This window comes from Binatus sp. (SeqCode) (assembly GCF_036522015.1).
In the GTDB taxonomy this organism is placed as follows: Bacteria; Desulfobacterota; Binatia; order Binatales; family Binataceae; genus Binatus.
In genome coordinates, this window is the sequence record NZ_DATDGQ010000010.1 from 1 (window position 1) to 24,503 (window position 24,503).

The 24,503-nt window shown below is 61.7% G+C and carries 24 protein-coding genes; 19 read left to right on the plus strand and 5 right to left on the minus strand.

The annotated features are described in order from the left end of the window. A partial coding sequence (locus VIW95_RS00505) for an AarF/ABC1/UbiB kinase family protein (protein ID WP_331582899.1) occupies positions 1-1,080 on the minus strand: 1,080 nt, incomplete at its 3' end. Between the two features lie 273 nt (positions 1,081-1,353). Here VIW95_RS00505 and VIW95_RS00510 point away from each other — a divergent pair. The 11 genes from VIW95_RS00510 (at position 1,354) to VIW95_RS00560 (ending at position 12,470) form a co-directional block, all read left to right on the plus strand. After that, a complete protein-coding gene (locus VIW95_RS00510) occupies positions 1,354-2,607 on the plus strand; it encodes an MFS transporter (RefSeq protein ID WP_331582901.1) in 1,254 nt (417 codons plus the stop codon). Positions 2,608-2,858: 251 nt separating this feature from the next. Further along, on the plus strand, positions 2,859-3,635 hold the full coding sequence (locus tag VIW95_RS00515) for a fumarylacetoacetate hydrolase family protein (RefSeq protein ID WP_331582903.1): 777 nt from the start codon (positions 2,859-2,861) through the stop codon (positions 3,633-3,635). 277 nt (positions 3,636-3,912) lie between these two features. Then, entirely contained in the window at positions 3,913-5,121 is a 1,209-nt protein-coding gene (alaC, locus tag VIW95_RS00520; RefSeq protein WP_331582905.1) for an alanine transaminase, read from the plus strand. Positions 5,122-5,240: 119 nt separating this feature from the next. After that, a complete protein-coding gene (locus tag VIW95_RS00525; RefSeq protein ID WP_331582907.1) occupies positions 5,241-6,311 on the plus strand; it encodes a hypothetical protein in 1,071 nt (356 codons plus the stop codon). A gap of 26 nt (positions 6,312-6,337) precedes the next feature. Further along, positions 6,338-7,645 carry a homoserine dehydrogenase gene (locus VIW95_RS00530; RefSeq protein ID WP_331582909.1) on the plus strand — a complete coding sequence of 436 codons (1,308 nt, stop codon included), beginning with the start codon at positions 6,338-6,340 and terminating at the stop codon, positions 7,643-7,645. 3 nt (positions 7,646-7,648) lie between these two features. After that, complete coding sequence (thrC, locus tag VIW95_RS00535) at positions 7,649-8,752, plus strand: threonine synthase (protein WP_331582911.1); 1,104 nt, start codon at positions 7,649-7,651, stop codon at positions 8,750-8,752. Between the two features lie 21 nt (positions 8,753-8,773). Further along, the gene (locus VIW95_RS00540; RefSeq protein ID WP_331582913.1) at positions 8,774-9,187 is read left to right on the plus strand and encodes an alpha/beta hydrolase; all 414 of its coding nucleotides are present in this window, start codon (positions 8,774-8,776) and stop codon (positions 9,185-9,187) included. Between the two features lie 4 nt (positions 9,188-9,191). Next, positions 9,192-9,683, plus strand: coding sequence for an alpha/beta hydrolase (locus tag VIW95_RS00545; RefSeq protein WP_331582915.1), 492 nt, complete (start codon positions 9,192-9,194; stop codon positions 9,681-9,683). After that, complete coding sequence (locus VIW95_RS00550; RefSeq protein WP_331582917.1) at positions 9,683-10,912, plus strand: cofactor-independent phosphoglycerate mutase; 1,230 nt, start codon at positions 9,683-9,685, stop codon at positions 10,910-10,912. Before VIW95_RS00545 ends, VIW95_RS00550 begins: the two co-directional genes overlap by 1 nt. 15 nt (positions 10,913-10,927) lie before the next feature. Next, a complete protein-coding gene (gene glpX, locus VIW95_RS00555) occupies positions 10,928-11,881 on the plus strand; it encodes a class II fructose-bisphosphatase (RefSeq protein ID WP_331582920.1) in 954 nt (317 codons plus the stop codon). Between the two features lie 412 nt (positions 11,882-12,293). After that, the gene (locus VIW95_RS00560) at positions 12,294-12,470 is read left to right on the plus strand and encodes a hypothetical protein (RefSeq protein WP_331582922.1); all 177 of its coding nucleotides are present in this window, start codon (positions 12,294-12,296) and stop codon (positions 12,468-12,470) included. Here the strand turns inward: VIW95_RS00560 and VIW95_RS00565 are convergent, their stop codons facing one another. Beyond that, a complete protein-coding gene (locus VIW95_RS00565) occupies positions 12,471-12,965 on the minus strand; it encodes a hypothetical protein (protein ID WP_331582924.1) in 495 nt (164 codons plus the stop codon). Positions 12,966-13,022: 57 nt separating this feature from the next. Here VIW95_RS00565 and VIW95_RS00570 point away from each other — a divergent pair, with 57 nt between their 5' ends. The 7 genes from VIW95_RS00570 to VIW95_RS00600 all read left to right on the plus strand — a co-directional run bounded on the left by VIW95_RS00570 (position 13,023) and on the right by VIW95_RS00600 (position 20,640). Next, positions 13,023-13,802, plus strand: coding sequence for an enoyl-CoA hydratase/isomerase family protein (locus VIW95_RS00570; RefSeq protein ID WP_331582926.1), 780 nt, complete (start codon positions 13,023-13,025; stop codon positions 13,800-13,802). A 220-nt stretch (positions 13,803-14,022) separates the two neighbouring features. Continuing rightward, entirely contained in the window at positions 14,023-14,466 is a 444-nt protein-coding gene (locus VIW95_RS00575) for a Zn-ribbon domain-containing OB-fold protein (protein ID WP_331582928.1), read from the plus strand. 80 nt (positions 14,467-14,546) lie between these two features. Further along, positions 14,547-15,707 carry a thiolase family protein gene (locus tag VIW95_RS00580; RefSeq protein WP_331582930.1) on the plus strand — a complete coding sequence of 387 codons (1,161 nt, stop codon included), beginning with the start codon at positions 14,547-14,549 and terminating at the stop codon, positions 15,705-15,707. A gap of 110 nt (positions 15,708-15,817) precedes the next feature. After that, a complete protein-coding gene (locus VIW95_RS00585) occupies positions 15,818-16,720 on the plus strand; it encodes a polysaccharide deacetylase family protein (RefSeq protein WP_331582932.1) in 903 nt (300 codons plus the stop codon). 12 nt (positions 16,721-16,732) lie between these two features. Further along, entirely contained in the window at positions 16,733-17,998 is a 1,266-nt protein-coding gene (gene hisS / locus VIW95_RS00590; RefSeq protein WP_331582934.1) for a histidine--tRNA ligase, read from the plus strand. Between the two features lie 60 nt (positions 17,999-18,058). Beyond that, positions 18,059-19,852 (plus strand): aspartate--tRNA ligase, encoded by a 1,794-nt coding sequence (gene aspS, locus VIW95_RS00595; protein WP_331582936.1) that lies wholly within the window; start codon positions 18,059-18,061, stop codon positions 19,850-19,852. Next, a complete protein-coding gene (locus tag VIW95_RS00600; protein ID WP_331582938.1) occupies positions 19,849-20,640 on the plus strand; it encodes a hypothetical protein in 792 nt (263 codons plus the stop codon). Before aspS ends, VIW95_RS00600 begins: the two co-directional genes overlap by 4 nt. 144 nt (positions 20,641-20,784) lie before the next feature. Here VIW95_RS00600 and VIW95_RS00605 read toward each other — a convergent pair whose 3' ends face one another. Both VIW95_RS00605 and ald read right to left on the minus strand, forming a co-directional pair. Next, positions 20,785-21,684 (minus strand): SDR family oxidoreductase, encoded by a 900-nt coding sequence (locus tag VIW95_RS00605; protein WP_331582940.1) that lies wholly within the window; start codon positions 21,682-21,684, stop codon positions 20,785-20,787. Positions 21,685-21,977: 293 nt separating this feature from the next. Then, positions 21,978-23,081 carry an alanine dehydrogenase gene (gene ald, locus VIW95_RS00610; protein WP_331582942.1) on the minus strand — a complete coding sequence of 368 codons (1,104 nt, stop codon included), beginning with the start codon at positions 23,079-23,081 and terminating at the stop codon, positions 21,978-21,980. A gap of 251 nt (positions 23,082-23,332) precedes the next feature. Between ald and gcvH the strand changes: the two genes are divergently transcribed. Continuing rightward, positions 23,333-23,722: a glycine cleavage system protein GcvH gene (gene gcvH, locus VIW95_RS00615; protein WP_331582944.1), complete on the plus strand. Its 390-nt coding sequence runs from the start codon at positions 23,333-23,335 to the stop codon at positions 23,720-23,722. Positions 23,723-23,738: 16 nt separating this feature from the next. Here gcvH and VIW95_RS00620 read toward each other — a convergent pair. Continuing rightward, a partial coding sequence (locus VIW95_RS00620; protein WP_331582947.1) for a hypothetical protein occupies positions 23,739-24,503 on the minus strand: 765 nt, incomplete at its 5' end.

A 24,503-nucleotide genomic window follows, 5' to 3' on the forward strand; every position in this document is an offset into this window, starting at 1 on the left:
GCCGTTGCGCGTGCGAAAGCCGAGCTCGTGGAACGCGGCGATGATTCCTTCGCGGTTCGCGGTGAGAATCGAAAACGTCAGCCGCACGATTCCGTCGCGGAACCTGGGCGGGAAATCCTTGGCCAGGCCGAAATCCAGCAGCACGATTTTTGGCCCGGGCTGAATCAGGATGTTGCCGGGATGCGGATCGGCGTGGAAAAAACCGTCGCGCAAAACCTGGTCGCAGAAAATCTCGGTCAGCTTCTGCGCTACGGCGTGCTTGTCGATCCCCGCGCGCTCGAGCGCGTCGATGTCCGTGATCTTTATTCCCTCGACCAGCTCCATCGTGAGCACGCGACGCGTGGTGAACTCGCGATAGACCTCAGGCACCAGCACGAAAGAATCCGCGGCGAAGTTTGCGCGCATGGTCGCGGAGTTGTCGGCCTCGTGAATGAAGTCGAGCTCCATCGGGATGTACTTGAGCGCCTCGCGCATCAGAACCCGATAGTCGAAGTCGCGCTCGAGCTTCGCCAGCCAATAGAGCACCGTCGTCATATTGCGGAGATCGGCGCGGACGATACCGTCGATTCCCGGATACTGCACCTTCACGGCGCATCGACGACCGTCATGAAGGCGCGCCTGATGCACTTGCGCGAGCGACGCCGACGCCAGCGGCTCGGGATCGAACTCGGCGTAAACGGATTCGAGCGGGCGTCGGAGTTCACGCTCAACTTGTTCGCGGATCATCGCAAACGGGCGCGGCGGCACGCGATCGTGCAAGCCGGAAAGCGTCGAGACCCATTCGTCGGGCAGCACGTCGGTGCGGGTCGCGATGAACTGGCATGCCTTGATGAGCAAACCTTCAAGGCGGAGCGCGGTACGGTTGAGCGCTTGCGCGGCGCGAAGATCCTGCCGGCGGTAGAGCTCGGCTTTGTCGCGATCGCTGATGAAACGCGTCCAGAGTTGCGTGCCTTTGTAGCCCGCGTACACGTACGCCGCGAGCCAGACGACGTTCGAAAAGCGCCAAGCACGTGTCGCGAGCCCCGGTTCGGGCACGTCGGCTGGAAAATCAAAGCTGCGGTCGAGGTTCGGCTTGCTCATGCGAAGGATTCGGACAATCAAATGCTACGTTATGCGTGCCATTCTGAAAACCGCACAGCCTGTTTTGCTTTGCTACACGGCGCTTGACTGACGGTCAGCCACTGGATATCCTGCCGTCCATGAAGCCGAGTGGTAATGTACGTCGAGTCCCCAATTCAATTAAGGTCCTCCTGAATTGAGACGGACATTGATACTTGGCTCTAAAAAGCCCCGGGCGCTTGCGAGCCCCGGGGCTTTTGCTTTTGGCGCTGCAGCCTGGGTGGGAACATTTCGGTGGAAATCGCACGACCGCATGCTCCGACGATTCGCGATATTACTCGCCGCTACTACACGGTATGGGGGCTGTACTCGTTCGCCGGCGGATTCCTGTTCGGCGTCTATCCGATTTTCCTGCACTCGCGCGGCCTCGACCAGTTCCAGATAAACAGCGTCCTCGCGACGTACTTCGTCGTGCTGTTCCTGACCGACGTGCCGACCGGCGCGTTCGCCGATCTGCTCGGCAGGCGCCGCTCGTACGTGCTCGGCGCCGCGCTGCGGGTCGCCGCGTTCATCCTGTATTTCCTCGCGCATCATTACTATGTGTTCCTCATCGCCGAGAGTATCGACGGTATCGGCACGACCTTCGGCAACGGCGCGATTGACGCCTGGGGCGTCGACGCGCTTGACGATGCCGGCTACGACGGACTCAAGGACCGGCTCTTCTCGCGCATCTCGCAACTGACGACGATCGGCTTCATGGGCTCGGCGATGATCGGCGCTTACGTGGCCGATATGAACATCGCATGGCCGTGGCTGCTCGGCGCGGGCGGCTACGTAGTCGCCGGCGTGGTCGGCGCGCTCCTGATGCATGACGAGCGTCCGCATGCGACCAATGTGCGAATTGCGGCGATCCCGCTCCAGGTTGCGTCGCGCGTAACTGACGGTGTCCGCGCCGGATTCAACGCGCCGACGGTGCTGATGCTAAGCGCGGCCGGCGCAATCACGGTCGCGGCGTGGGTGCCCTACTGGATCTCGTGGCCGCTGATGTTCAACAAGAGCCTGGGGGTTGGCGTTTGGATCATCGGCTCGATCTATTGCGCGCTGTCCACCGCTCGCCTCATCGGCGCGGAGGTTAGCGCGCGCCTCGCGGTCGACGAATCGCAGCGCGCGGCGCGGGTGAGCATGTTGGTTATTGCCGCGAGCACGATGCTGTTCCTCGGCGGCTTGTTCGGCGGCCGGCCGGCGGTCTCGCTTGCGATGCTGTTCATCATGAACCTGTTCACAGGCGCGATGATGCCGCTGGTGCAGAGCTGGTTCAACGAACAGCTCGAATCCGGCAATCGCGCGACGCTGCTTTCGTTCCGCAGCACGTTCGAGACCGGCGGCGGCTCGATCGGCTTGCTGTTCGCCGGCCGAATCGCTGACACCGCGGGGATACCGTTCGAATGGCAAATCGCGGGACTGCTCTCGCTGTGCGCAGCGCCGGTGTATTGGGCGATGCGTCGGCGCGAGGTGGCGGATGTCGCGCTGGTAGGCTCCGCGAAATAGTCGACCGGAGGAACGCCAATGGGAAGACGTTCTGGCGTCACGGAAACTGAAGAAGAGGTCTCCAAGTTAGGCCTCGACGGACTCAACATGGAAATCGAACGGTGCCTTCAAGGCGCCGAGCACGGTGGTACATCGCAAGGTCGCAAGGCAATTTTCAAGCGTCTCGTATGGTTGGAGAAGATGCGCGAGAGAATACACGGTATTCCCGCGGCGCGCCGTCTCTGGCGTAGGCGGGAAGAGCATGGCGACACATGAAAATTGTCCGATATCGCCACGACGGCCGCGAACAATGTGGAGCGCTCGAAGCGGACAGGATCGAACCGTTGGAAGGCCCGCTCGACGCGTTTACGAGAACGTCACGGGCCAAATCGATTCCGCTAAACACGGTGCGGCTGCTGGCGCCGGTGACCCCGAGCAAGATTGTCGCCGCCGGATTGAACTACGGCGAATTCGTACGCGAGCAGAAAGTCCAGCCGCCGGCCGAACCGCTGATATTCCTTAAACCGCCAACCGCAGTGATAGGGCCCAACGACGCGATAGTCTATCCGCCGCAAACGCGTGAGCTGTACTACGAAGGCGAACTGGCGATCGTGATCGCGCGCCGCGCTTGCAGGGTTCCGCGGTCTGAAGCACGGCGATACGTGCTGGGCTACACCTGCATGAACGACGTCACCGCGGGCGACCTGCAAAATCGCGATCGCGAATTCACTCGCAGCAAGAGTTTCGATACCTTCGCGCCGCTTGGGCCGCTCATCGAGACCGAAATCGAAAATCCCGATGATCTCGCGCTCACGACCAAGGTCAACGGCGAGCTTCGTCAGAACGCCCGTACGTCGGATCTGATTTTCAAGACCGATTTCCTGGTGAGCTTTATTTCGCACATCATGACGCTGCTGCCCGGCGACGTGATCTCGACCGGCACGCCGCCGGGAGTAGGTCAAATCAAGCCCGGCGATGTAATCGAAATCGAGATCGAGGGAATCGGCGTACTGAGCAACACAGTCGCCGCGGAAATCCCCGCGATGTAGCATGCTCTCGTCTTGAATCTCGGAACCCTCACCTACCGGCCGCGATGCGGCCAGCCGCCTCTCCCCTAAGGTAACGGGCGAGGTAAGAATCGGGCGCCTCCGCCCCAAACCCCTTCCTGGCAGGGACGAAGTCCCGCATCTTCTCTCACCATTGGGTGCAGAGTCACCCCTGCCGAAGGAAGCGTGAAACCCACCGCGGGTTTCACATTCAATCCGTTCCTTTTGGCCGTATCACTACTAGCGGCGTCTGCGGCCGTCCGTTAAAACTTATAGTTCGATGGATTTCCCACGAATCAAGCGCCTGCCACCTTACGTCTTCAACGCGATCGGAGAGCTGTGCCTGCAGGCGCGGCGCGGCGGTGAGGACATCATCGATTTCGGGATGGGAAATCCGGACGAGGCGACCCCGCCGCACATCGTGGCGAAGCTGGTCGAGGCGGCCACCAAGAATGCGAACCATCGCTACTCGGTCTCGCGCGGCGTGTACAAGCTGCGGCTTGCGATTTGCGATTGGTACAAGCGGCGCTACGGCGTCGAGCTCGACCCCGATTCGGAAGCGATCGTCACGATCGGATCGAAGGAGGGCATCGCGCACCTGGCGTTGGCGATTCTCGATCAGGGTGACGTGGTGCTCGCGCCGACGCCGACCTATCCGATTCATCAGTACGGATGCATTATCGCAGGCGCGCAGGTGCAGGGCGTGCCGATCCGGCGCGGCGAGGAATTTTTCGACGAGCTGATGGCGACGGTCAATCGATGCTGGCCGCGGCCGAAGTTCCTCATCATGAACTTTCCGCACAACCCGACCACTGCGACCGTCGATTTGCATTTCATGCAGCGAGTGGTCGAATTCGCGCGCGAAAACGACATCATGGTCGCGCAGGATTTCGCGTACGCAGACCTGTGCTTCGACGGCTACAAGGCGCCGTCGATGATGCAGGTTCCCGGCGCGAAAGATATCGGCGTCGAGTTCTTCACATTGTCAAAGAGCTACAACATGCCGGGCTGGCGTGTCGGTTTCGCGGTCGGCAATCGCGAGATGATCGCGGCGCTGGCGCGGCTCAAGTCGTACTTCGACTACGGGATGTTCGCGCCGGTGCAGGTCGCGGCGATCGCGGCGCTCAACGGGTCGCAGGAATGCGTCGCCGAGATCAACGCGACCTACAAAAATCGGCGCGACGTGCTGGTCGACGGCCTCAACCGCGCCGGATGGCCGGTCGAGAAGCCCAAAGCCACGATGTTCGTGTGGGCGCCGATTCCGGAGCCGTTCCGTGCGATGGGCTCGCTCGAGTTCGCCAAGTTCCTGCTCGCCGAGGCCAAGGTCGCGGTCTCGCCGGGCGTCGGCTTCGGCCAGGACGGCGACGGCTTCGTGCGTTTCGCGCTGATCGAGAACGAGCATCGCACCCGCCAGGCTCTTCGTGGGATTCGTCACGCGCTCCGCGCCGGTCATGCCGACATTCCCGCGAGCGCAGCCAGCGGCTCCTGAGCGCAAGCGCGAAAACATCGGGGGATTAGTTGAAAGCGGACTTCCGTTTCAAATTGATAAATTGCGCGAAGGGCCGTGATGGACGCAGATTCGGATGCGCGTTGTTCCTGGGATGCCTGTTGAGTGCAGTAACAGCCGCCGCGCAACCGCCGCTTGATGATCTGAAGCGGGCAGACTGGTCAGTGAACGCTCCTCACGATCTCGCGCACAATCCGCCGTCGAAGGAAGCTATTTGGAGTTTCATCGGTCATTTGCCGGGTCGCGTGCCAGACATGGGCAAGCTGTGCGATTTTCACTTCGTCGATCTGCGGGGTCAGGGCACGTTGTCGCTAGTCGTAAGCGACGACGCCGGCGGGACGGTCGATTGCAATGATGTGGAGATATTCGACAAAACCTCCGGCGGGATTGAGCAGTACCTACAACCTGGGTATCTGGATCCTCCGGGAGTCGAAGACATCAACGGTGACGGACGTTTCGAAGTGGTGGTCTATGACACGGCAGCCGTCGAATACGGAGGAGATTCCGACACGAGCGTTACGCATTGCGAAATTTGTCGCACGTGCGAAGAAAATTGGCCGATCGTTTATGCCTGGACTGGTTCCGGATACACCGAAGTAAGCAATCAATACCCGAAGTACTATGAGCGCGAGCTTGCATCTGTGAAGAAGGAGATTGCGGCGATCGATGAGGCCGAGGCTGTCGCTCATCGTCCCGCTCCTGTGGCGCAGCCTGCCGTACAGATTCCAATGGCGGTAGAGCCAGGGGCGTTCAATCACGGAGTCGGATTCGGAGGAGGATTCGGAGCGTCTGGAGCCCAGCAAATCGGGACAAGCCAGCAACAGCAGATATTGGAGTCAGCACCGGCGGCCTCGTCCACGCCGGATGACGCCGAGCCGCCCGACCCGAACCAATTGGACTGCTTGAAAGCCGAAGCCGCCAAGATAGAGCGCTTTCTGGGTCGGTCGCGGGACGCTGGGATGAACGACGCGATAAGATGGGCGAACAGCAACAGTGCTCGCGAACGCGAGTTTGCCGCGTCAGTTCTTCCCGAAATCGGGACGGCCGAAGCGCTGAGATACGAGCAAACGCTAAGTCGCGATTCGCAGCCCGATGTAGCAGAGTCGGCCAAGGAAGAACTCAAGGACTGGGGAAAGCCTGAGAACCCGGCAGCTTTTGAACGATCGCCGTGAATCCTGAAGCAAGGAAATTTCCCCGCGTGAAACCGGTACGGATTGCCCTGCTCGGATGCGGTACCGTCGGCGGCGGCGTGGTGAAGTTGCTCCTGCGGAATCCCGACAAGTACGAGCGCATCCTCGGCGCGCCGCTCGAGCTGGCCGCGGTCGCCGATCGAAGCCTCAAACCCGACGACGTGCCAGGCTTGCCCGCGAAGCTGATCACCCGCGACGCCGCCGCATTGGTCACCCGTCACGACATCGATATCGTGGTCGAGCTGTTTGGCGGCCGCGACCCTGCGCGCGCGCTCATCATGAAGGCGCTGGCGGCGGGCAAGGATGTCGTGACCGGCAACAAGGCTTTGCTCGCGGAGCATGGCGGTGAGATTTTTCGCGAGGCCGGCAAGCGCGGTCTCGCCGTCGGCTTCGAGGCGAGCGTCGGCGGCGGCGTCCCGATTATCCGCACGCTGCGCGAGGCGTTGGCGGGAGATCGGCAGCGCGCCGTTTATGGAATCGTCAACGGCACCTGCAATTCGATCCTCACTACGATGACGGACAACGGCGTCGAGTTCAGCTCCGCGCTCGCCGACGCGCAGGCCAAAGGTCTGGCCGAGGCGAATCCTGCGGTCGATGTCGAGGGACACGACTCTGCCCACAAACTTTGCCTGTTGGTGACGCTGGCGTTCGGCGTGCTGGTGAAGCCGGCGCAGATCTATACCGAAGGGATCACGCAAATCACACAGGCGGACATCGCCTACGCGCGCGAGCTTGGCTACGCGATCAAGCTGCTTGCCATCGGCAAGGACGACGACGGCGCAATCGAGGCGCGGGTGCATCCCACGATGATCCCGAATCGGCATCTATTGGCGGGCGTCGGCGGCGCGTTTAACGCGATCTATATCCACGGCGACGCGCTCGGCGCGACAATGTATTCCGGCCTCGGCGCGGGCGAGATGCCGTCGGCGACGGCGGTGATGGCGGACATACTTGAAATCGCGCGGCATCGTTTGGCCGAAGGATCGGCGCGCACGCACGCCTTTGGATTTCCGATTCACCTGATGAAGGGCGCCAGTGTCAAGCCGATGGACGACGTGGTATGCGAGTATTACCTGCGGTTCACGGCGCGCGATAAGCCCGGCGTGCTCGGGGCGATCGCGTCGGTGCTCGGCAAGCACGGGTTGTCGATAGCGTCGGTGATTCAGAAGGACCGCGGCATGGCGCGGGAGGTGCCGGTAATCATGCGAACGCATGACGCACCCGAGCGCAGCCTGAAACGCGCGCTGGCGGAGATTCGCAGGAAGAAAATCGTGCAGTCGGCACCCGCATTTATCCGAATCGAGGAGAATCTTTAGCCGATGGCGTCGGACTCGAAGCGCGGATCGAAAAATCAGAGGCTGTTCCACTGGCCCGGGCTGATCGAACATTACCGGCGCTTCCTGCCGGTGACCGATGCGATGCCGATCGTCACGCTGAACGAGGGCAACACGCCGCTTATCGAGGCGCCTGCGATCGCAGAGCGGCTCGGCCTAAACATCAAGGTTTACTTTAAGTTCGAAGGCGCCAACCCGACCGGCTCGTTCAAGGATCGCGGCATGACGCTGGCGATTTCGAAGGCGCTGGGTGAGGGCGCTCGCGCCGTGATCTGCGCCTCGACCGGAAACACTGCCGCGTCCGCTGCCGCCTACGCGGGACGCGCTGGGCTCAAGGCATTCGTGCTGATTCCCAAGGGCGCAGTGGCGCTCGGCAAGCTGTCGCAGAGCGTGATGCATGGCGCGCGCGTGCTCGAGGTGATCGGCAATTTCGATATCTGCCTGAAAGTGGTTCGCGACGTCGCGGAGCGCGATCCGGTCAAGATTCGGCTGGTCAACAGCGTGAATCCCGATCGAATCGCCGGGCAGAAGACGGCGGCGTTCGAGATTTGCGATCAACTCGGCGACGCGCCGACGCATCATTTTCTGCCGGTCGGCAACGCCGGCAACATCACCGCGTACTGGGCGGGCTACCAGGAATATAAGTCGGTGGGATTGAGCGAGCGCGTTCCGAAGATGATGGGCTACCAGGCGGCGGAGTCGGCGCCGATTGTCGTCGGCCATCCGATTGACGATCCGCATACGGTCGCGACGGCGATCAAAATCGGCAATCCCGCGAGCTGGAAGGGCGCGACCAGCGCGCGCGACGACTCGGGCGGAATCATCGATATGGTCACCGATTCGGAAATCCTCGCGGCGTATCGGCTGATCGCAGCGGGCGGCGTGTTCGCGGAGCCGGCATCGGCGGCGTCGGTCGCGGGACTGATGAAGTACGCGGGCGCCGGCCAGCTGAAGCCGGGGTCGGTCGTCGTATGCACGCTCACCGGCCACGGCCTGAAGGATCCCGACACGGCGCTGAAAAATTTAAGTAACACTATCGTGGTCGAACCGGACATCGCGAAAGTGCTGAAAATTCTGGAGCGCGAGTAAACAACGAAAAAGTCGATGAAAATGGAACGAACTGATGAACTCGCGATGTTTCGCACCGCGCTCGGGATCGCCGATCTCCATCCGGTCGCCATCAGGCTCCCCGACGACCATCAGGTGATCATCGGCGCTACCCGCTTTCACTATCTCGACTGGGGCGGCCCGGGCACGCCGATCCTTTTCCTGCACGGCGGCGGCATTAACGCGCATACCTGGGATTGCGTTGCGGTAATGCTGAGCGACCGCTATCGATGCGTCGCGCTCGATCAACGCGGTCATGGCGACAGCGAATGGTCACCGGTCCTCGACTATCGAATCACGGCCCATGTTGGCGATCTCGAGGGGTTTGTCGAGGCTATCGGATTAGAACGTCCGATCGTGGTTGGACAATCGATGGGCGGTCTCAATTCGATCGCCTATTGCGACGCGCCACGGTGATCAAATGCGCGCGATGGTGATTGTCGATGTAGCGCCGGAAATCAGCGCCCCGGGCGCGGAGCGGATTCGCGCCTTCTCTTCCACTCCCGAGCTGGATTCGCCACAGGCATTCCTGGAACGTGCCGTCAAATTCAATCCAATCCGCGATCCCGCAGTGTTGCGCCGCAGCCTCTACTACAACCTGCGCGAGACGCCGGCTGGCAAGTGGACCTTCAAGCACGATCAACGATGCCGCTCTGATGATGCGATGCGCTCCTTCTCGGACGATCGCGTGCGGCTCGCGTCGGAAGTTTCCAGGATCAGATGCCCAACGTTGGTAGTGCGCGGAGCATTGAGCGATGTGCTCAGCGATGACGACGCACAGAAGTTCGCACGTTCGCTGCCTGACGGCCGATGGGTGCGGGTCGAGAAGTCGGGTCACAACGTGCAGGGCGACAATCCGCGCGCGCTGCTTGATGCACTGCTCGCGTTTTTTCGCGAAGCCGGAATTTCCTGATGAAGTACATCATCATACACGGCGACGGAATGGCCGATTGGGCCTGCGATGAGCTTGGCGGCAAGACGCCGCTGGCGGCAGCGCACAAGCCCAACATGGATCTGATGGCGACGCGCGGGACCCTGGGTATGGTCGCGACGATTCCCAAGGGCATGCCGTCGGGCAGCGACGTCGGCACGATGACGATGCTCGGCTACGACCCGGCGCGCTATCACACCGGTCGCGCGCCAATCGAGGCAGCCAGCCAGGGTATCGAGATGGGCCCGCGCGACGTGGTGTTCCGCATGAATCTCGTATCCCTGAAGCCGGGCGACCGCGGCGCGATGATCATGAACGACTTCACGTCGGGGCATATCACCAGCGAGGAAGCGGCGCTGCTCGTCGCGGACCTGCGCACGCAACTGGCGGGCGACGGAATCGAGTTTTTCAACGGCGTCAGCTATCGGCATCTGATGATGTGGCGTGGCGGAATCGCGACGACCCATCTGACGCCACCGCACGACATCACGGGCAAGCCCGTCGAGGAGCATCTGCCCAAAGGCGCGGGCGCGGATTTGCTGCGCGATCTGACGCGGCGCTCGGCGGCGATTTTGCGTGAGCATCCGGTGAACAAGGCGCGCCGCGATGCGGGCAAGGCCGAGGCGTCGTCGGTATGGTTCTGGGGGCAGGGCACGCGACCCTCCGTGCCAACATTGAAGGAGCGCTTCGGCGTCGAAGGCTCCGTGATCTCCGCAGTCGATCTGGTCAACGGTCTTGGCAGGCTGGCGGGACTGAAACTGATAAAGGTTCCCGGCGCGACCGGATTTCTCGATACCGACTACGCCGCCAAGGCGCGTTACGGTCTCGAATCGCTCAAGTCGCGCGATTTCCTGCTGCTGCATATCGAGGCGCCCGACGAGGCCGGTCACATGGGCCGCGCCGATCTTAAGAAGGAAGCGATCGAGCGTATCGACGAGTTGATCATCGGCCCGATGCTGGCGGGGCTTGGCGCGCTGGGTGATTTCGCGATCCTGCTGATGCCCGATCACGCGACGCCGAGCCAGCTCAAAACTCATTCGCCCGAGCCCGTACCGTTCGCACTGATGACGTCGGCGGAATTCAAGCCGGGTGGCGGCGCGCCGCGGCGATATACCGAAGACGACGGCACGGCGACGGGCATACTCGTCCGCGACGGCTATCACCTGATAGAATCGCTCTTCGGAAGCCCCTTGAAGACCACATCGAACTGACCGGGAGGTCCCTGGATGGAGCGGAATCTCGCCCTCGAAGTAGTACGCGCGACCGAAGCCGCGGCGCTGGCGGCGGCCCGTTTCATCGGCAAGGGCGACGAGCGGATGGCGGATCGGGCGGCGTGCGACGCGATGCGCAAGACCCTGAACTCGGTTGCGATGGACGGCAAAATCGTGATCGGCGAGGGCAAAGAAGGCGACGCCGAGTTCCTGTACGAGGGAGAAATAGTGGGCACCGGCGCAGGCACCGAAATCGACGTTGCGCTCGACGCGATCGAAGGTCCGATCATCTGCGCGACCGGCGGCCCCAACGCGCTGTCGTGCGTCGCTCTCGCGGAGCGCGGTCGAATCCTGCGATGCCCCGACACTTACATGGATAAGGTCGCATGCGGGCCGGCGGGACGCGGCGTGATCGACATCGATCGTTCGCCGACGGACAATCTAAAAGCGCTGGCCGAAGCAAAAAAAGTCTACGTCGAAGATTTACGCGTCGCGATCCTCGATCGTCCGCGTCATGAGAAACTGATCAACGAAGTGCGCCGCGCCGGCGCGGGCATCAAGATAATCTCAGCCGGCGACTTGTCCGCCGCAATCGCCACGACGCGTCCCGAAAGCGAAATCGACATGCTGATCGGAATCGGCGGAGCGCATCAGGGCGTGCTTGCCGGCGCTGCGATTCGTTCCGCCGGTGGCGAGATGCAATGCCGGTTCGTGCCGCGCAATCCTGAAGAAGCTGAGGCATGCCTCGCGATGGGGATCATCGATCTCAAGCATCGCTACACGCTCGAGGAGCTCGCGGGCGACAACGTCATGTTCGCGGCGACGGGCGTGACCACCGGCGACTATCTGCGCGGCGTGCGATTCTTCTCCGGCGGGGCGACGACCAACAGCGTCGTGATGCGCTCGAAGACGCGCACCATCCGCTTCATCGAAGCGATCCATCATTTCGATTTCAAACCCGAGTATTAACCGACCCGCTGTTCCAATCGCATCTTCCCGCGTAGACTTGTCGCCGTGAAGCGCGTTCCAAAATGGCCGAAGCTGCGCGACGCCCCTTCGTGGCGCGGGGCTAGCGTCGCTGAACGGGCGCGCGCTATCGAAAACGCTTGTCGTACCGCCATCGAACTGCTCGAAGATTCCAAAGAGCGTGAGGCCAGACTGCGGCGCATCGACCCGGTCCCGAGCTCGACCCGCGCTATTATCCGCCGCCTCGCCGCCAGTGGCTACGCGAAGCGCTAAGACCGCAGCTCAAGTCGCTCGCGCTATCGCGGACGCTCTCGCTCGCGGCATGAGCGAACGATGACCTGTCGCGCCTGGCTTTTATCGCCTATTATAAATCGAATTCAGGGGAAGGTGGCGGGATATGTGGCTGCGAGTGACGATGAAAGACAGGCCGTTGATGATCAACGCGGATCGGGTCCTGAAAATCGTGGAGATTCCGGGCAGCGCTGATCGGAGCCGCGGATGCCACGTGTATCTCTCTCTGACCGAGTTCGTGGAAGTCGATCAGTCGCTGCACGAGATGATGATTTCGCTCGGCTTCGAAGAGCGGCAGTAGTCAGTCCATCATCTGCAACGCCTGGCAGGTGTTCGAGTCGGGTTTGAACTTCCCGCTGAGGCATGACAGCTTGGCTGCGTCGATCAGCGCCGGCTCGTCCCATTTCGCCGGCCACGGACCGCTATTGACGGCGGCGCACGCCTGATTGTTGCCCATCGAGCACCACGTGCTCAACTCACCATGCAGCACGGCCATCTGCTGGCATGCGTCCTGGTTGCCTGCGTTGCAAGCGGGCGTCTGCAATTCGATCGGCGCGGTGGATTCGATCGCAACCTTGGTCTCGCTGAGCGCCTGCACGATCGTATGGCAGGCGGCCTGATTGCCTTCGTTGCATTTCTCGGTTGATTCGGCGCGAATCTTGGTAACGAAGTCCTGCGCCTGCGAACCGCATCCCGAAACGACGATGAGTACAATCGCGAGCGCGAAAAAAGTGGCTTGTACTCTAGACGTGGCGGGCACGAGCGCATTGTTTCCCGCACGATGAGTCGTACGCAAGCGCCGATGCGAGCAGCGGGGCTTGACACTGAAAGCTCACAGGGCGGAACTAGAAGCGTGGATCTTAAAAATATTATTTTCGACAAAGCGCCGATCGCGACGCTCACCGTCAACCGGCCGGCGGCCCTCAACGCGTTGAATCGCGAGGTGCTCGAGGAAATTGCGCGCGTGATTCGCGAGGTGCGTCACGACGCTTCCGTGCGGGTGCTGATCGTCACCGGCGCGGGCGACAAGGCGTTCGTCGCGGGCGCGGATATCGCGGCGATGGCGAAAATGTCGGCGGTTGATGGCCTCGATTTTTCTCGCCTGGGACATCGCGTGATGGAAAGTTTCGAGGACCTGCCGATTCCCGTCATCGCTGCGGTCAACGGCTTCGCGCTCGGCGGCGGGCTAGAGCTTGCGCTCGCATGCGACCTGATAGTCGCCAGTGATAAGGCGCGCTTCGGCCAGCCCGAGATTAATCTCGGGCTCATCCCGGGCTTCGGCGGCACCCAGCGCCTGCCGCATCGAATCGGCCACAACAAGGCGCGCGAGCTGATCATGACGGGCGACATGTTCGACGCGAAGACCGCACTCGAGTTGGGCCTCGTCAACCAGGTCGTGGCGCCCGGCGAACTTCTCGAGACGACGCGCAAGCTGGCCGAGAAAATCGCAGGCAAATCTGCCGTCGCATTACGTCAGGCGAAGGCCGCACTGCGAGCCGCATTCACGATGGAAGAAGATGCCGGCCTGCGTTTCGAGCAGGAAGCGTTCGGCGTGACCTTCGGCAGCGCAGATCGCGTCGAGGGCACGACCGCCTTCGTCGAGAAGCGCCCTCCCAAGTGGCAGCACAAGTAGCTCTTAACACTGGGTGCAGGGTCACCCCTGCCCAAGGAAGCCTGAAACCCAGGGTGGGTTTCACATTCAATAGAGTGATTTGCCCTTCCCGTCGAGACGGTTGACGACCTTACGCACCTGTGGGAAACTCCGGCAATAGGAAGAAGACGCGCCGCCGCATTAGGCGGCGTTGGTCATTCTGACATCACAATCATCGAATTGAATCGTCCGGAGGATCTGTATGGCTGAGCAGGCTCAAGCTACTGACACGGGACCGCGCCCGATCGTTACATGGCTCAAATTGGCGCCCAAGCCCCATCTCGAAGGGATCAAGTGCGAGAAGTGCGGCGCAATTTATCTCGATCCTAAACGCGTCGCATGCTCGAAGTGCGGCGAGACTGACAAGTTCAAGCCAGTGACCTTGTCCGACAAGGGCAAGGTGTACGTGTTCTCGGTGGTCCATCAGTCGTTCCCCGGAATCAAGACGCCTTACGTGACGGCGATCGTCGATTTGCCCGAGGGCATCAGCGTCCGCGCGAATCTGACCGGCGTCGATCCCGAGCAGGCGCAGAAAGAACCCAACAAGGTTTTCAACCTGCCGGTAGAGTTGGTGACCGGTGTGGCGGCCAAGGATCGCGAAGGTCACGAGGTAGTGGCTTTCTCGTACCAGCCGAGTAAAAATTAAAGGATCAGGTTAGCGCAAGCGAATCGAACGAACTTTACGACGGACCTGAGCTTCGGGCCGGGCCGCCAGGAGGAATCAAGATGCGAAATGTTTATGTTCTCGGAACCGGGATGATCAAATTCGGACGCTATCCCGAGAAGACCGTTCCGGAACTCGGCGGCGCGGCGGCGCTTCTCGCGCTCAAGGATGCCGGAATTGCAATCAAGGACGTCGAGATGTTCGCTTGTGGAAATCTCTACCAGTCCAACGCGATGGTCGGGCAGCGAATCCTGCAGCAAATCGGCCAGACCGGAATCCCCGTAATCAACGTCTCGAACGCATGCGCGACCGGCTCGACTGCCTTTCGCGAGGCGTACATGTCGGTCGCGTCGGGGATGTATGACATCTCGATGGCGGTTGGCGTCGAGCAGATGGGCAAGCAGGGCTTGCTCGGCGGCGCCGGCGGCGGCGATCCCGCGTACTCGACCGAGGGCAAGCTCGGTTCGGGACTGATGCCGGCCGTGTTCGGCCAGGCTGGCATCGAGCACATGCGCAAGTACGGCACCAAGCTCGAGCACTTTGCGAAGATCTCGGTGAAGTCGCACAAGCATGCGACCAAGAATCCGTTCTCGCAATATCGCAACGAAGTGTCGCTGGAAGACGTGATGAATGCGCGCATGGTCGCGTTTCCCAACACTCTTTATATGTGCTGCCCGACGGGAGACGGCGCAGCGGCTGCGATCCTTGTCAGCGAGGAGAAGCTGAAGCAGCTCGCCGGCGGACGCAAGCGCGCGAAAGTCGCGGCCTCAGTGCTCACCTCGGATCCCTGGACCGATCGCACCGCGACGCTGCCCGACGTCAGCACGCTCACGCGGCGCGCGTCGAAGCAGGCCTACGAGAAGGCCGGCATCGGGCCCAAGGACATCGCGCTTACCGAATTGCATGATTGCTTCGCGACTGCGGAACTCGTGCACTACGAGAACCTCGGGCTGTGCGGCGACGGCGAAGCCGGCAAGTTCATCGATTCGGGCGGCGGCATGCATCCGAGCCTCGGCGGCCACGATCCGGTCAACGTTTCGGGCGGATTGCTCTCGAAGGGGCATCCTCTCGGCGCGACCGGCGTCGCGAATATCTGCGAAGTGGTCTGGCACCTGACGCAGGACGATCGGGCAAAAGATCGCCTGGTGCCTAACGCCAAGGCGGGCCAGGCCCACGTAATCGGGCTGGGTTCCGCCTGCACGATTCACATCCTGACGGTGTAATTCAGGAACGACGAAAGAAACGCCTAATCGGCACTTCGAGAGAGGGCCGCCCAAACAGGCGGCCCTTTTTCTTTGCGCGATGGGCCGATAAATTTGACGGGATCGACAAGATGGCAAGCGAAACAAAATCGACGGCTGAACGGCTCGGCTACGCGGCGGATGCGCGCGTGCTCATCATCAATGCCGATGATTTCGGGATGTGCCACGATCAGAACGAAGGCGTGATCAGGGGATTGCAGGAAGGCGTTTTCACGTCGTCAACGATCCTCGTGACGTGTCCCTGGTTCGAGGAAGCGGCGGAGTTCGCGCGGAACAATCCCAATGCCGACCTGGGCGTCCATCTAACGCTCACCGCCGAATGGGACAGCTACAAGTGGGGTCCGGTACTGGGGCGTCGCGCGGTGCCATCGCTGGTCGACGAGCGCGGGTACCTATGGCAGACCGTCGCGCAGGTTTACGAGCATGCGCGCCTCGATCAAGCGGAGGCGGAATTGCGCGAGCAGATCGAAAAGGCGTTCGCGGCGGGAATCGACGCGACTCATCTCGATTCGCACATGGGAACGCTGCAACTGCGCGCCGACTATCACGAGATTTATACGCGGCTGGCCAACGATTATCGCCTGCCGTTAAGGCTCGCGTCGCGACGCGGGATGAGCACAGATGGAATGGGCGGGATACTCGAGCAACTCGACGCGTTCGGCGTCGTCACCCCCGACCATCTGGTGTTTAACGGACCGCCGGCCGTGCGGGAAACCGAGTCCTACTGGACGAATCTCCTTCGCACGCTGAAGCCGGGCGTGACCGAGATACTCTGTCATCCTGCACTCGCGCGCGACGAACTGAAAAGCTGCGCGCGCGACGCCCACCAGCGCGAAGCCGACTTCCGCTACTTCACCTCCGACAAGACGCGCAAGCTGATCGCGGACGAAGGCGTTGAGATGATCGGCTTCCGCCAACTGCGCGACCTGATGCGCCGGGACTCCAGTTCCCCTTCCCGCTCGGGAAGGGGTTAGGGGTTAGGTGACTTGGAGCTGACGCGACTCAGAGGATTTCGCGATCTAATCGGCGCCGACGCGCGTGCGATGAGCCTCGTCGAGGAGCGTGCTCGCGCGATTTTCGATCGCTACTCGATCAAAGAGATTCGCATTCCGGTGCTCGAGCGCACACAACTCTACCAGCGCTCGAGCGGGGAAACTTCGGATATCGTCGAAAAGCAGATGTACACGTTCACCGATCGCGACGAGGGCGAAACGGTCGTTGCGCTCCGCCCCGAAGGCACACCCGGCGTCGTGCGCGCATATATCGAGGCCGGGCTCGATCGCACGGATCCCGAGCAGCGGCTGTTCTATTCGGGCCCGATGTTCCGGCGCGAACGCCCGCAGAAGGGACGCTATCGCCAGTTCTATCAGTTCGGCGTTGAGATATTCGGCCGGCCCGACGCCGCCTGCGACGCTGAGCTGCTGATAATGATCGAGGAGTTCTGTCGCGACCTCAAAGTTCCGTTCACGATGGAGATCAATTCGATCGGCGACCAGAAGTGCCGGCCGGCGTTTCGCGAAGCGCTGGTCAAATGGGGTCGCGCGCATTGGGACGAACTCGACGATGACTGCCACAATCGCATCGATCGCAATCCGCTGCGCCTGCTCGATTGCAAGAAAGACGCGAAGGTTACAGAGTCGGCGCCCAACAGCCTCGACTACCTGTGCGACGAATGTCGCGCGCATTTCGATACCGTCAAGGAACTTCTGACCGGCGTGGGCATTCACTTCGTCGTCAATCCGCGGATGGTGCGCGGTCTGGACTACTATACGCGCACCGCGTTCGAGGTGATGGCGGGTGGCCTCGGCGCGCAGAGCACGGTCGTCGCGGGCGGGCGATACGATGGGTTGGTAGAAACGATGGGTGGAGCAGCAGTTGCGGGCATCGGTTTCGCAATCGGCATCGATCGGATGGCGCTGGCTCTGGAAGCTGCCGGCGTTCTGTCGGCTGTTGCGCCTGATGCTGCGATTATCGCGATGGGTCCCGCGGCAATGCGTCGAGCGACCCTGCTCGCACGCGTTCTGCGCGCGAACAAAATGAACGTCGAGATGTTATCGCCTGAGCGCAAGATGAAGACGTTGCTCGCCCGCGCGTCGAAGATTGGAGCGCGCTACGCGGTGATTATCGGCGACGATGAACTGGCGCGTGGGGTCGTGCAGCTGCGCAACCTCAAGGAGAGCACCCAGAGCGAAGTACAAGAAGTACAATTGGGTGAGGCGGCCCGGGCAATCGCGGAAAGCCGCACGAAGTGACTGTTTCTTAGACTCCTTGGCACAGGTATCCTTCGACCCACGGGACGAAATTCGACTGTAATGGGTAAAACTGAGCAATATTCTCCGCTGCCGCCGTGGCCTCGAACTGACTATTGCGGCGCCATTCGCTCCAGCGACGTAGGCCGCGAGGTTGCGCTCTGGGGATGGGTACAAACCCGGCGCGATCATGGCGGCCTTATCTTCATCGATCTTCGCGACCGCGACGGAATCGTGCAGTTGGTGCTGAATCCTGTGCACAATGCCGCCGCCCACGAGGCCGCGGGTGACGTACGCTCCGAGTTCTACGTCGCGGTCAAAGGCAAGATCGTGCGTCGCGCTGAGGGGACCGTCAACGCTGAGCTGCCGACCGGCGAAATCGAAGTGGTGGTCACTGCGTTTGAGATTCTGAGCGCGTCGGCGCCGATGCCGTTTCAGATTGCCGACGGCGAGGCGACCGCCGAGGAAATCCGCCTCAAGTACCGCTATCTCGATCTGCGCCGCCCCGAGATGCAGCGTAATCTGCGCCGGCGGCATCAGGCGCTGCAGGCGGTGCGCAGTCATCTCGATCAGAACGGATTCATCGATGTCGAGACGCCGATCCTTTTCAAATCAACGCCAGAGGGCTCGCGCGATTACCTCGTGCCGAGTCGTGTGAACCCGGGAAAATTCTACGCGCTGACGCAATCGCCGCAGTTGCTGAAACAGATCTTGATGATCGGCGGCTTCGACCGCTACTACCAGATCGCGCGATGCTTCCGCGACGAGGATTTGCGCGCGAATCGCCAGCCCGAGTTCAGCCAGATCGATATCGAGATGACGTGCCCGCGTCCCGAAGATATCCAGTCGATCGCCGAGGGCATGATCGCCTCGATCTATCGGCGCGTGCTCGATATCGACGTCAAGCCGCCGTTCATCAGGATGCCATACACAGAAGCGATGGATCGTTTCGGAATCGACAAGCCGGACATGCGCTTCGGCTTGGAACTGAAAAACCTCACCAAGGCCTTCGCCGGCACTCAATTCAAGGTCTTCGCGGAAATTGTGGCGCGCGGCGAATCCGTGTACGGAATCAACGCCACCGGCGATTATCCGCTGAGCCGTCGCGAGCTCGACGAGCTGACGGAGTCGGTAAAGTCGCGCTACTCGATGGGTCTTGCGTGGGTGAAGATTGGCGAGGCGGGATGGCAGGGGCCGATCGCAAAGTATATCAGCGACACCGAAAAGGCCGCCGCGACGGCCGCAGCGAATCTGAAGCAGGGCGATACGCTGCTGATGGTCGCGGGACATCCGGACAAGGTGCGTCCCGTGCTCGGCGATATTCGCTTGCAGCTGGGGTCCAGGTTCAAGCTCGACAAATCCGACGAGCTGAAATTTTTGTGGGTCGTAGACTTCCCGCTATTCGAAAAGGGCGACGACGCCAATCCAATCGCCGCGCGGCACCATCCATTTACCGCACCTAACCCCGACGACCTACACTTGCTGGACACCTCGCCGCTCGAAGCGCGCGCGCTGGCCTACGACATGGTGCTCAACGGCGAGGAGCTCGGCGGCGGCTCGATTCGTATCCATAGCCGCGAGCTGCAATTGAAGGTATTTGAGTTGCTGGGGTTTTCACGCGAAGATGCGATCGATCGCTTCGGCTTCCTGCTCGACGCGCTTCGTTACGGCGCTCCGCCACATGGCGGGATTGCGTATGGCGTCGATCGGATTTGCATGATGCTTTGCGGCACCGATTCTTTGCGAGACGTGATTGCGTTCCCCAAGACGCAGAAGGCGGTTGATCCAATGAGCGGGGCGCCGTCGGAAGTCGATCCGCGCCAACTCAAAGAGCTGTCGATCAAGGTGATCTCATGAGATTCAGCGGTGCGCTTACGGCGAGATTGGTGCTCGTTGCTGGGGCGCTATGGCTGGCGCCCGGTTGCACGACGATAGCCGCCGATGCGGTGAATTCCACCACCGGTGCGGTGAGCGACGCGATCAATCAGCGCGACGTGAAGTCGCACGCGGTGCGTTCAATCAAAACCGTCGCTATCAATCGTATCGCCGTGATGCCGCTGATCGCCGCCGCGCCGGCCGGTGGCACGCCGCTGGCTCCAGGAGCCGCTGACGCGATTACCGCCGAGCTTTACAGCCAGGTCGCTCTGGCCGGTGGATGGGATCCGATTCCGGCGCAGGATGTCGACGATGCGCTCCAGAAGATGCCGCCGACCACGCTGGACAACCTCGATGAAAATGCGCTCAAGCTCGGTCACGACGTGTCGGCCGACGGAGTGATCTACGGCACCGTCGATAAATATGAGGAACGCGTCGGTATGGATTACTCGGCTGCAAGTCCGGCATCAGTTGCGTTCTCGCTCAAGTTCGTCGATCTCAAGAGCAAGCAAGTGGTTTGGACGGCGAAGTTCGCCAAAACGCAGGCGGCGTTAAGCCAGAATCTTTTCGATCTCGCCAATTTCGTGCAACGCTCCGGGCGCTGGGTGCGCGCTCACGAAATTGCGCAGGAAGGCACCAAGGAAGCGGTCGCCGATCTTCACGGCGATCTCAACCTGTCGCAAAACGTCAAGCGCTTCGAAACCGGCACCTACGGCCAGATCAAGTCGGGACAGCAGCGCTACAACACGGGGCCGAACGGGATCTACTAAGCAGGGGAAGGGTAGATCACTTCATTTGACGTGAAAACCCGCGGTGGGTTTCACGCTTCCTTCGGCAGGGCTGAGCCCTGCACCCAGTACTAATCGCAAAATGGCGAGGACCTCATTTCTGATCCCTCGCCGCGCGCGACACCCTCAGTTCACGGTTTCGAAATAACGCGCATGGTCGAGATCGGTAATTAGCCCAGGCTGTGTTGGGCGCCAGCCCATCCGTTCCTGCGTTTGCGCACTTGAGGCCGGCATGTCGAGCCCCAGGAAGAGCCCGAGGAAGCCAAAGTGGTCGGCTGCTTCCCCAGGGGATTTGCTGACGACCGGTACATTCAAGCGTCGGCCGATTACCTCCGCGATGTCTCGAACCGGCACGCCCTCGTCGGCGATCCCGTGATACCTGGCTCCTGCGGAACCCTTTTCGAGCGCCAGACGATAGAGGTGGGCAGCATCGAGCCGGTGCACCGCGCACGAGCGGTTGAGCCCGTCACCGACATACGCCGAAACGCCCTTTTGCCGCGCGATCCCAATGAGCATGGGTACGAAGCCGTGGTCGCCGTCGCCATGGACCGACGGCGGAAGGCGTACCGCCGAGGCGCGGACTCCGCGAGACACCATCGAAAGGCCTGTCTGTTCTGAAACGCGGGGAAGCGCGAAGGAGCCGGAAGGGGGCGCTGTGTCTTCGGTCGCGAGGCTTCCCGGCGCGAGACCGGCCGTACCGGAGGTGACGACCAGGGGGCGGCCAGAGCCCGCGAGCGCGGCGCCGAGCGCCTCGATGGCGTGCTTGTCTATCTCGCAGTTCTCCGCGAACTTTGAGAAGTCGTGGATAAACGCGCAGTGAATCACGCCATCCGAGGCGGCTGCTCCACTGCGCAGGCTTTCCAGGTCTTCAAGATCGCCGCGATGCACTTGGGCGCCAGCGGCGACAAGGGACTTGACGCCCGCCTCTGATCGAGCAAGACCGAGCACCTGATGGCCCGCGGTGATCAGCTCCTGAACAATGGCAGAACCGATAAACCCTGTCGCACCGGTGACGAAGATACGCATGTCGAGTTCTCCTTTACTTTCACTTCATAACCGTGATCGCATTCGCAGCCGCGTTATTATCAAGGTAGGTTAAGGAGGAAATCCAATCTATCCAGTAGAGTCCGAATCTTCTGCGACCTCTGGTTCCCTCGCCCGTTTGTCGGGAGAGGTTTAGGGTGAGGGACATCTGTGCGGCGCGATTGTCTGGTGCGCCGCACATTCAGAATCTCAGAAAATTCGGTCCCTCACCCGCCGCGCGAGGACCGCGTCGGCCGCGTGTCTGTGACGCCTCCCCTCGTGGGGCGAGGCAAGATTCACCACGGGGAGTGCGGTTTCATCTTGAGTGCTTGCGCTACAGCGGGATGCACGACGTGGCCGTCGAACGTATTCAGTCCGTGACGAATCGCAGAGTTAATCAGTCCGGCGTCGAGGATCCCGCGGTCCGCGATCTCCAGCGCATAAGTCAGAGTCGCGTTGGTGAGTGCGTAGGTGGAGGTGTGCGGGACCATCGCGGGCATGTTGGTGACGCAGTAGTGCACGACGCCGTTGCGAATGAAGGTTGGGCGCGCATGCGTCGTCGGGGCGGACGTCTCCGCGATTCCACCTTGATCGATCGACAGGTCAACGATCGCGGCGCCAGGACGCATTCGCGAGACCATCTTTGCGCTCAGCAGTCGGGGCGCGCGTGCGCCGGGGACCAGCACTGCGCCGATCACGAGGTCGCAGTTGGTGACTTCTTCTTCGAGTGTCGCGCGATTCGACATCACGGTCGTCACCCGACCGCCAAGCAGGTCGCCCAGGTAGCGCAGGCGCGTCGGGTTGATATCCATGATCGTTACTTCGGCGCCGACGCCCGCTGCTACCCGGCATGCGTTCAGTCCCGAGATTCCGCCGCCGAGCACGACTACTTTGCCTGGCCGCACGCCTGACGCACCGCTTAACAGCACGCCGCGGCCGCCGCTGCGCGCCTGCAGGCACCACGAGCCGGCCTGGATCGCGAGGCGTCCCGCGACTTCGCTCATCGGTGCGAGCAGCGGCAGGCTCGAGTCTTCGAGCTGAATCGTTTCGTAGCCGACCGCCGTCACGCGGCGGCGAAGCAACTCGCGCGCCAGGCGAGGGTCCGCGGCTAGATGAAGATAGGTGAAAAGTATCTGCCCCGGACGCATCAGCGGATATTCCTCCGGCTGCGGTTCCTTAACTTTCAGCACCATGTCGGCGCGGGTCCACACGCCCGCCGCGCCCGATACGATCGATGCGCCAGCTTTGCGATAGTCACCGTCGGCGAATCCGCTGCCGACGCCGGCGCCCGCCTGCACCGTCACGCGGTGACCGTGAGTGCGCAACGCGGCGACGCCCGCCGGAGTCAGCGAGACGCGCTGCTCGTCGGATTTAATTTCAGTCGGAATTCCGACATTCATGCTCGAGAGTTCCTCCGTCGCTTCGACGATACGGTGCACGGTCAGCCGCTGGCAATCGCGGCCGATGAACGCGCTAACGCCATCGACGCGCGACAGTCAAGAGTCATGCGTGCGATCGACGCTTGCCAGGGTACGAATCGGAACTTGACAAAACTCGCGCCGCTGCGCTTCATGATCATTGGACGTGATCGCGTCGGCCTCGCGCGCAGAGGAACGTAAAATGCGCACCGCTCACGATCAACGGAGGAGTCATGGAGATCCCGCAGGGACTCAAATATTCGAAAGAGCACGAATGGGTCGCGACTGAAGATACGGTTGCGACCGTTGGAATTACCGACCACGCGCAAGACCAGTTGGGCGAGATCGTGTACATCGAATTGCCCGCCGTCGGCGATCAGGTCAGCAAGGACGATCCGTTCGGCGTCGTCGAGTCTGTCAAGGCGGTGTCGGATATTTATGCGCCGGTGACCGGCACCGTGATCGAGATCAACGAAGACCTGCCCGAGAGTCCCGAAACCGTCAACGAGGATCCGTACGGCGACGGATGGCTGATCAAGGTGAAGATTACCGACATGAGCGATCTCGAAGACCTGATGGACGCCGACGAGTACACCGAACTGCTCGCGCGCGAGAAGGAATAATCGCGCCGGCCGCGATTCAGGCCGGCGGCTCGAGGCCCGCGTTGGGTTCGGCCTTCGATACCGAGATTCGAATTTTGCAGGCGCCCGTGGGAGGATCGATGAACACCATCAGGAATGGCGCCGAGACCGACGGCTCCATCGCGAACGACTTCTGCGGACTCATCCCCTGAGAAAATTCGATTTCGCGCGGCGTCATCTCACCGAGCATCTTGGGCGAGAGCTCGTTGCCGCAATAGACGCTCTGACTGGCGAGCGAACGCGAGCCCTCACCAATCAGATCGGCGTTTATCCCGACCAGGTGCAGTGGACGCGCGCCGACGTTCTGCGCGTTGCCGGTAATCACCAACGCGACATGCCCGCCCTTGAGCGTGTAATACTCCGAGCGCACGTCATGCAGCGTCACCAGCATCGCGGGTACGATTGGCCGCGCGAAATAACTACCGATTCGCGGAGCCGCGCCGAGAATCCGCGCACTCGCCGCCGGCTCGTCACAGATAAGTGCGCTGGCGCCGAGGAACGCGATCGCCACAAAGAAAAACATCGCGAGAAAAAATCCCGACGCATGCGTCGCACCGGAGAACACCGATTCGGTGCTGTCGTCGCTGGCCTGACCCAGCTCGAAGCCGGTGGATTTCCCCTGCGGCTGCGGCTGAGGGTATCGAGGTGCCTCCGCCTCCAGCGGTGCCGCCATGCGACGCACCGAAGCGGGCACCGGTCGCGGAGCCGGCTCCGGGTCGGCCATCATCGTGGGCGTTTGGCGCATCGGCGCGTGCTCGAAATC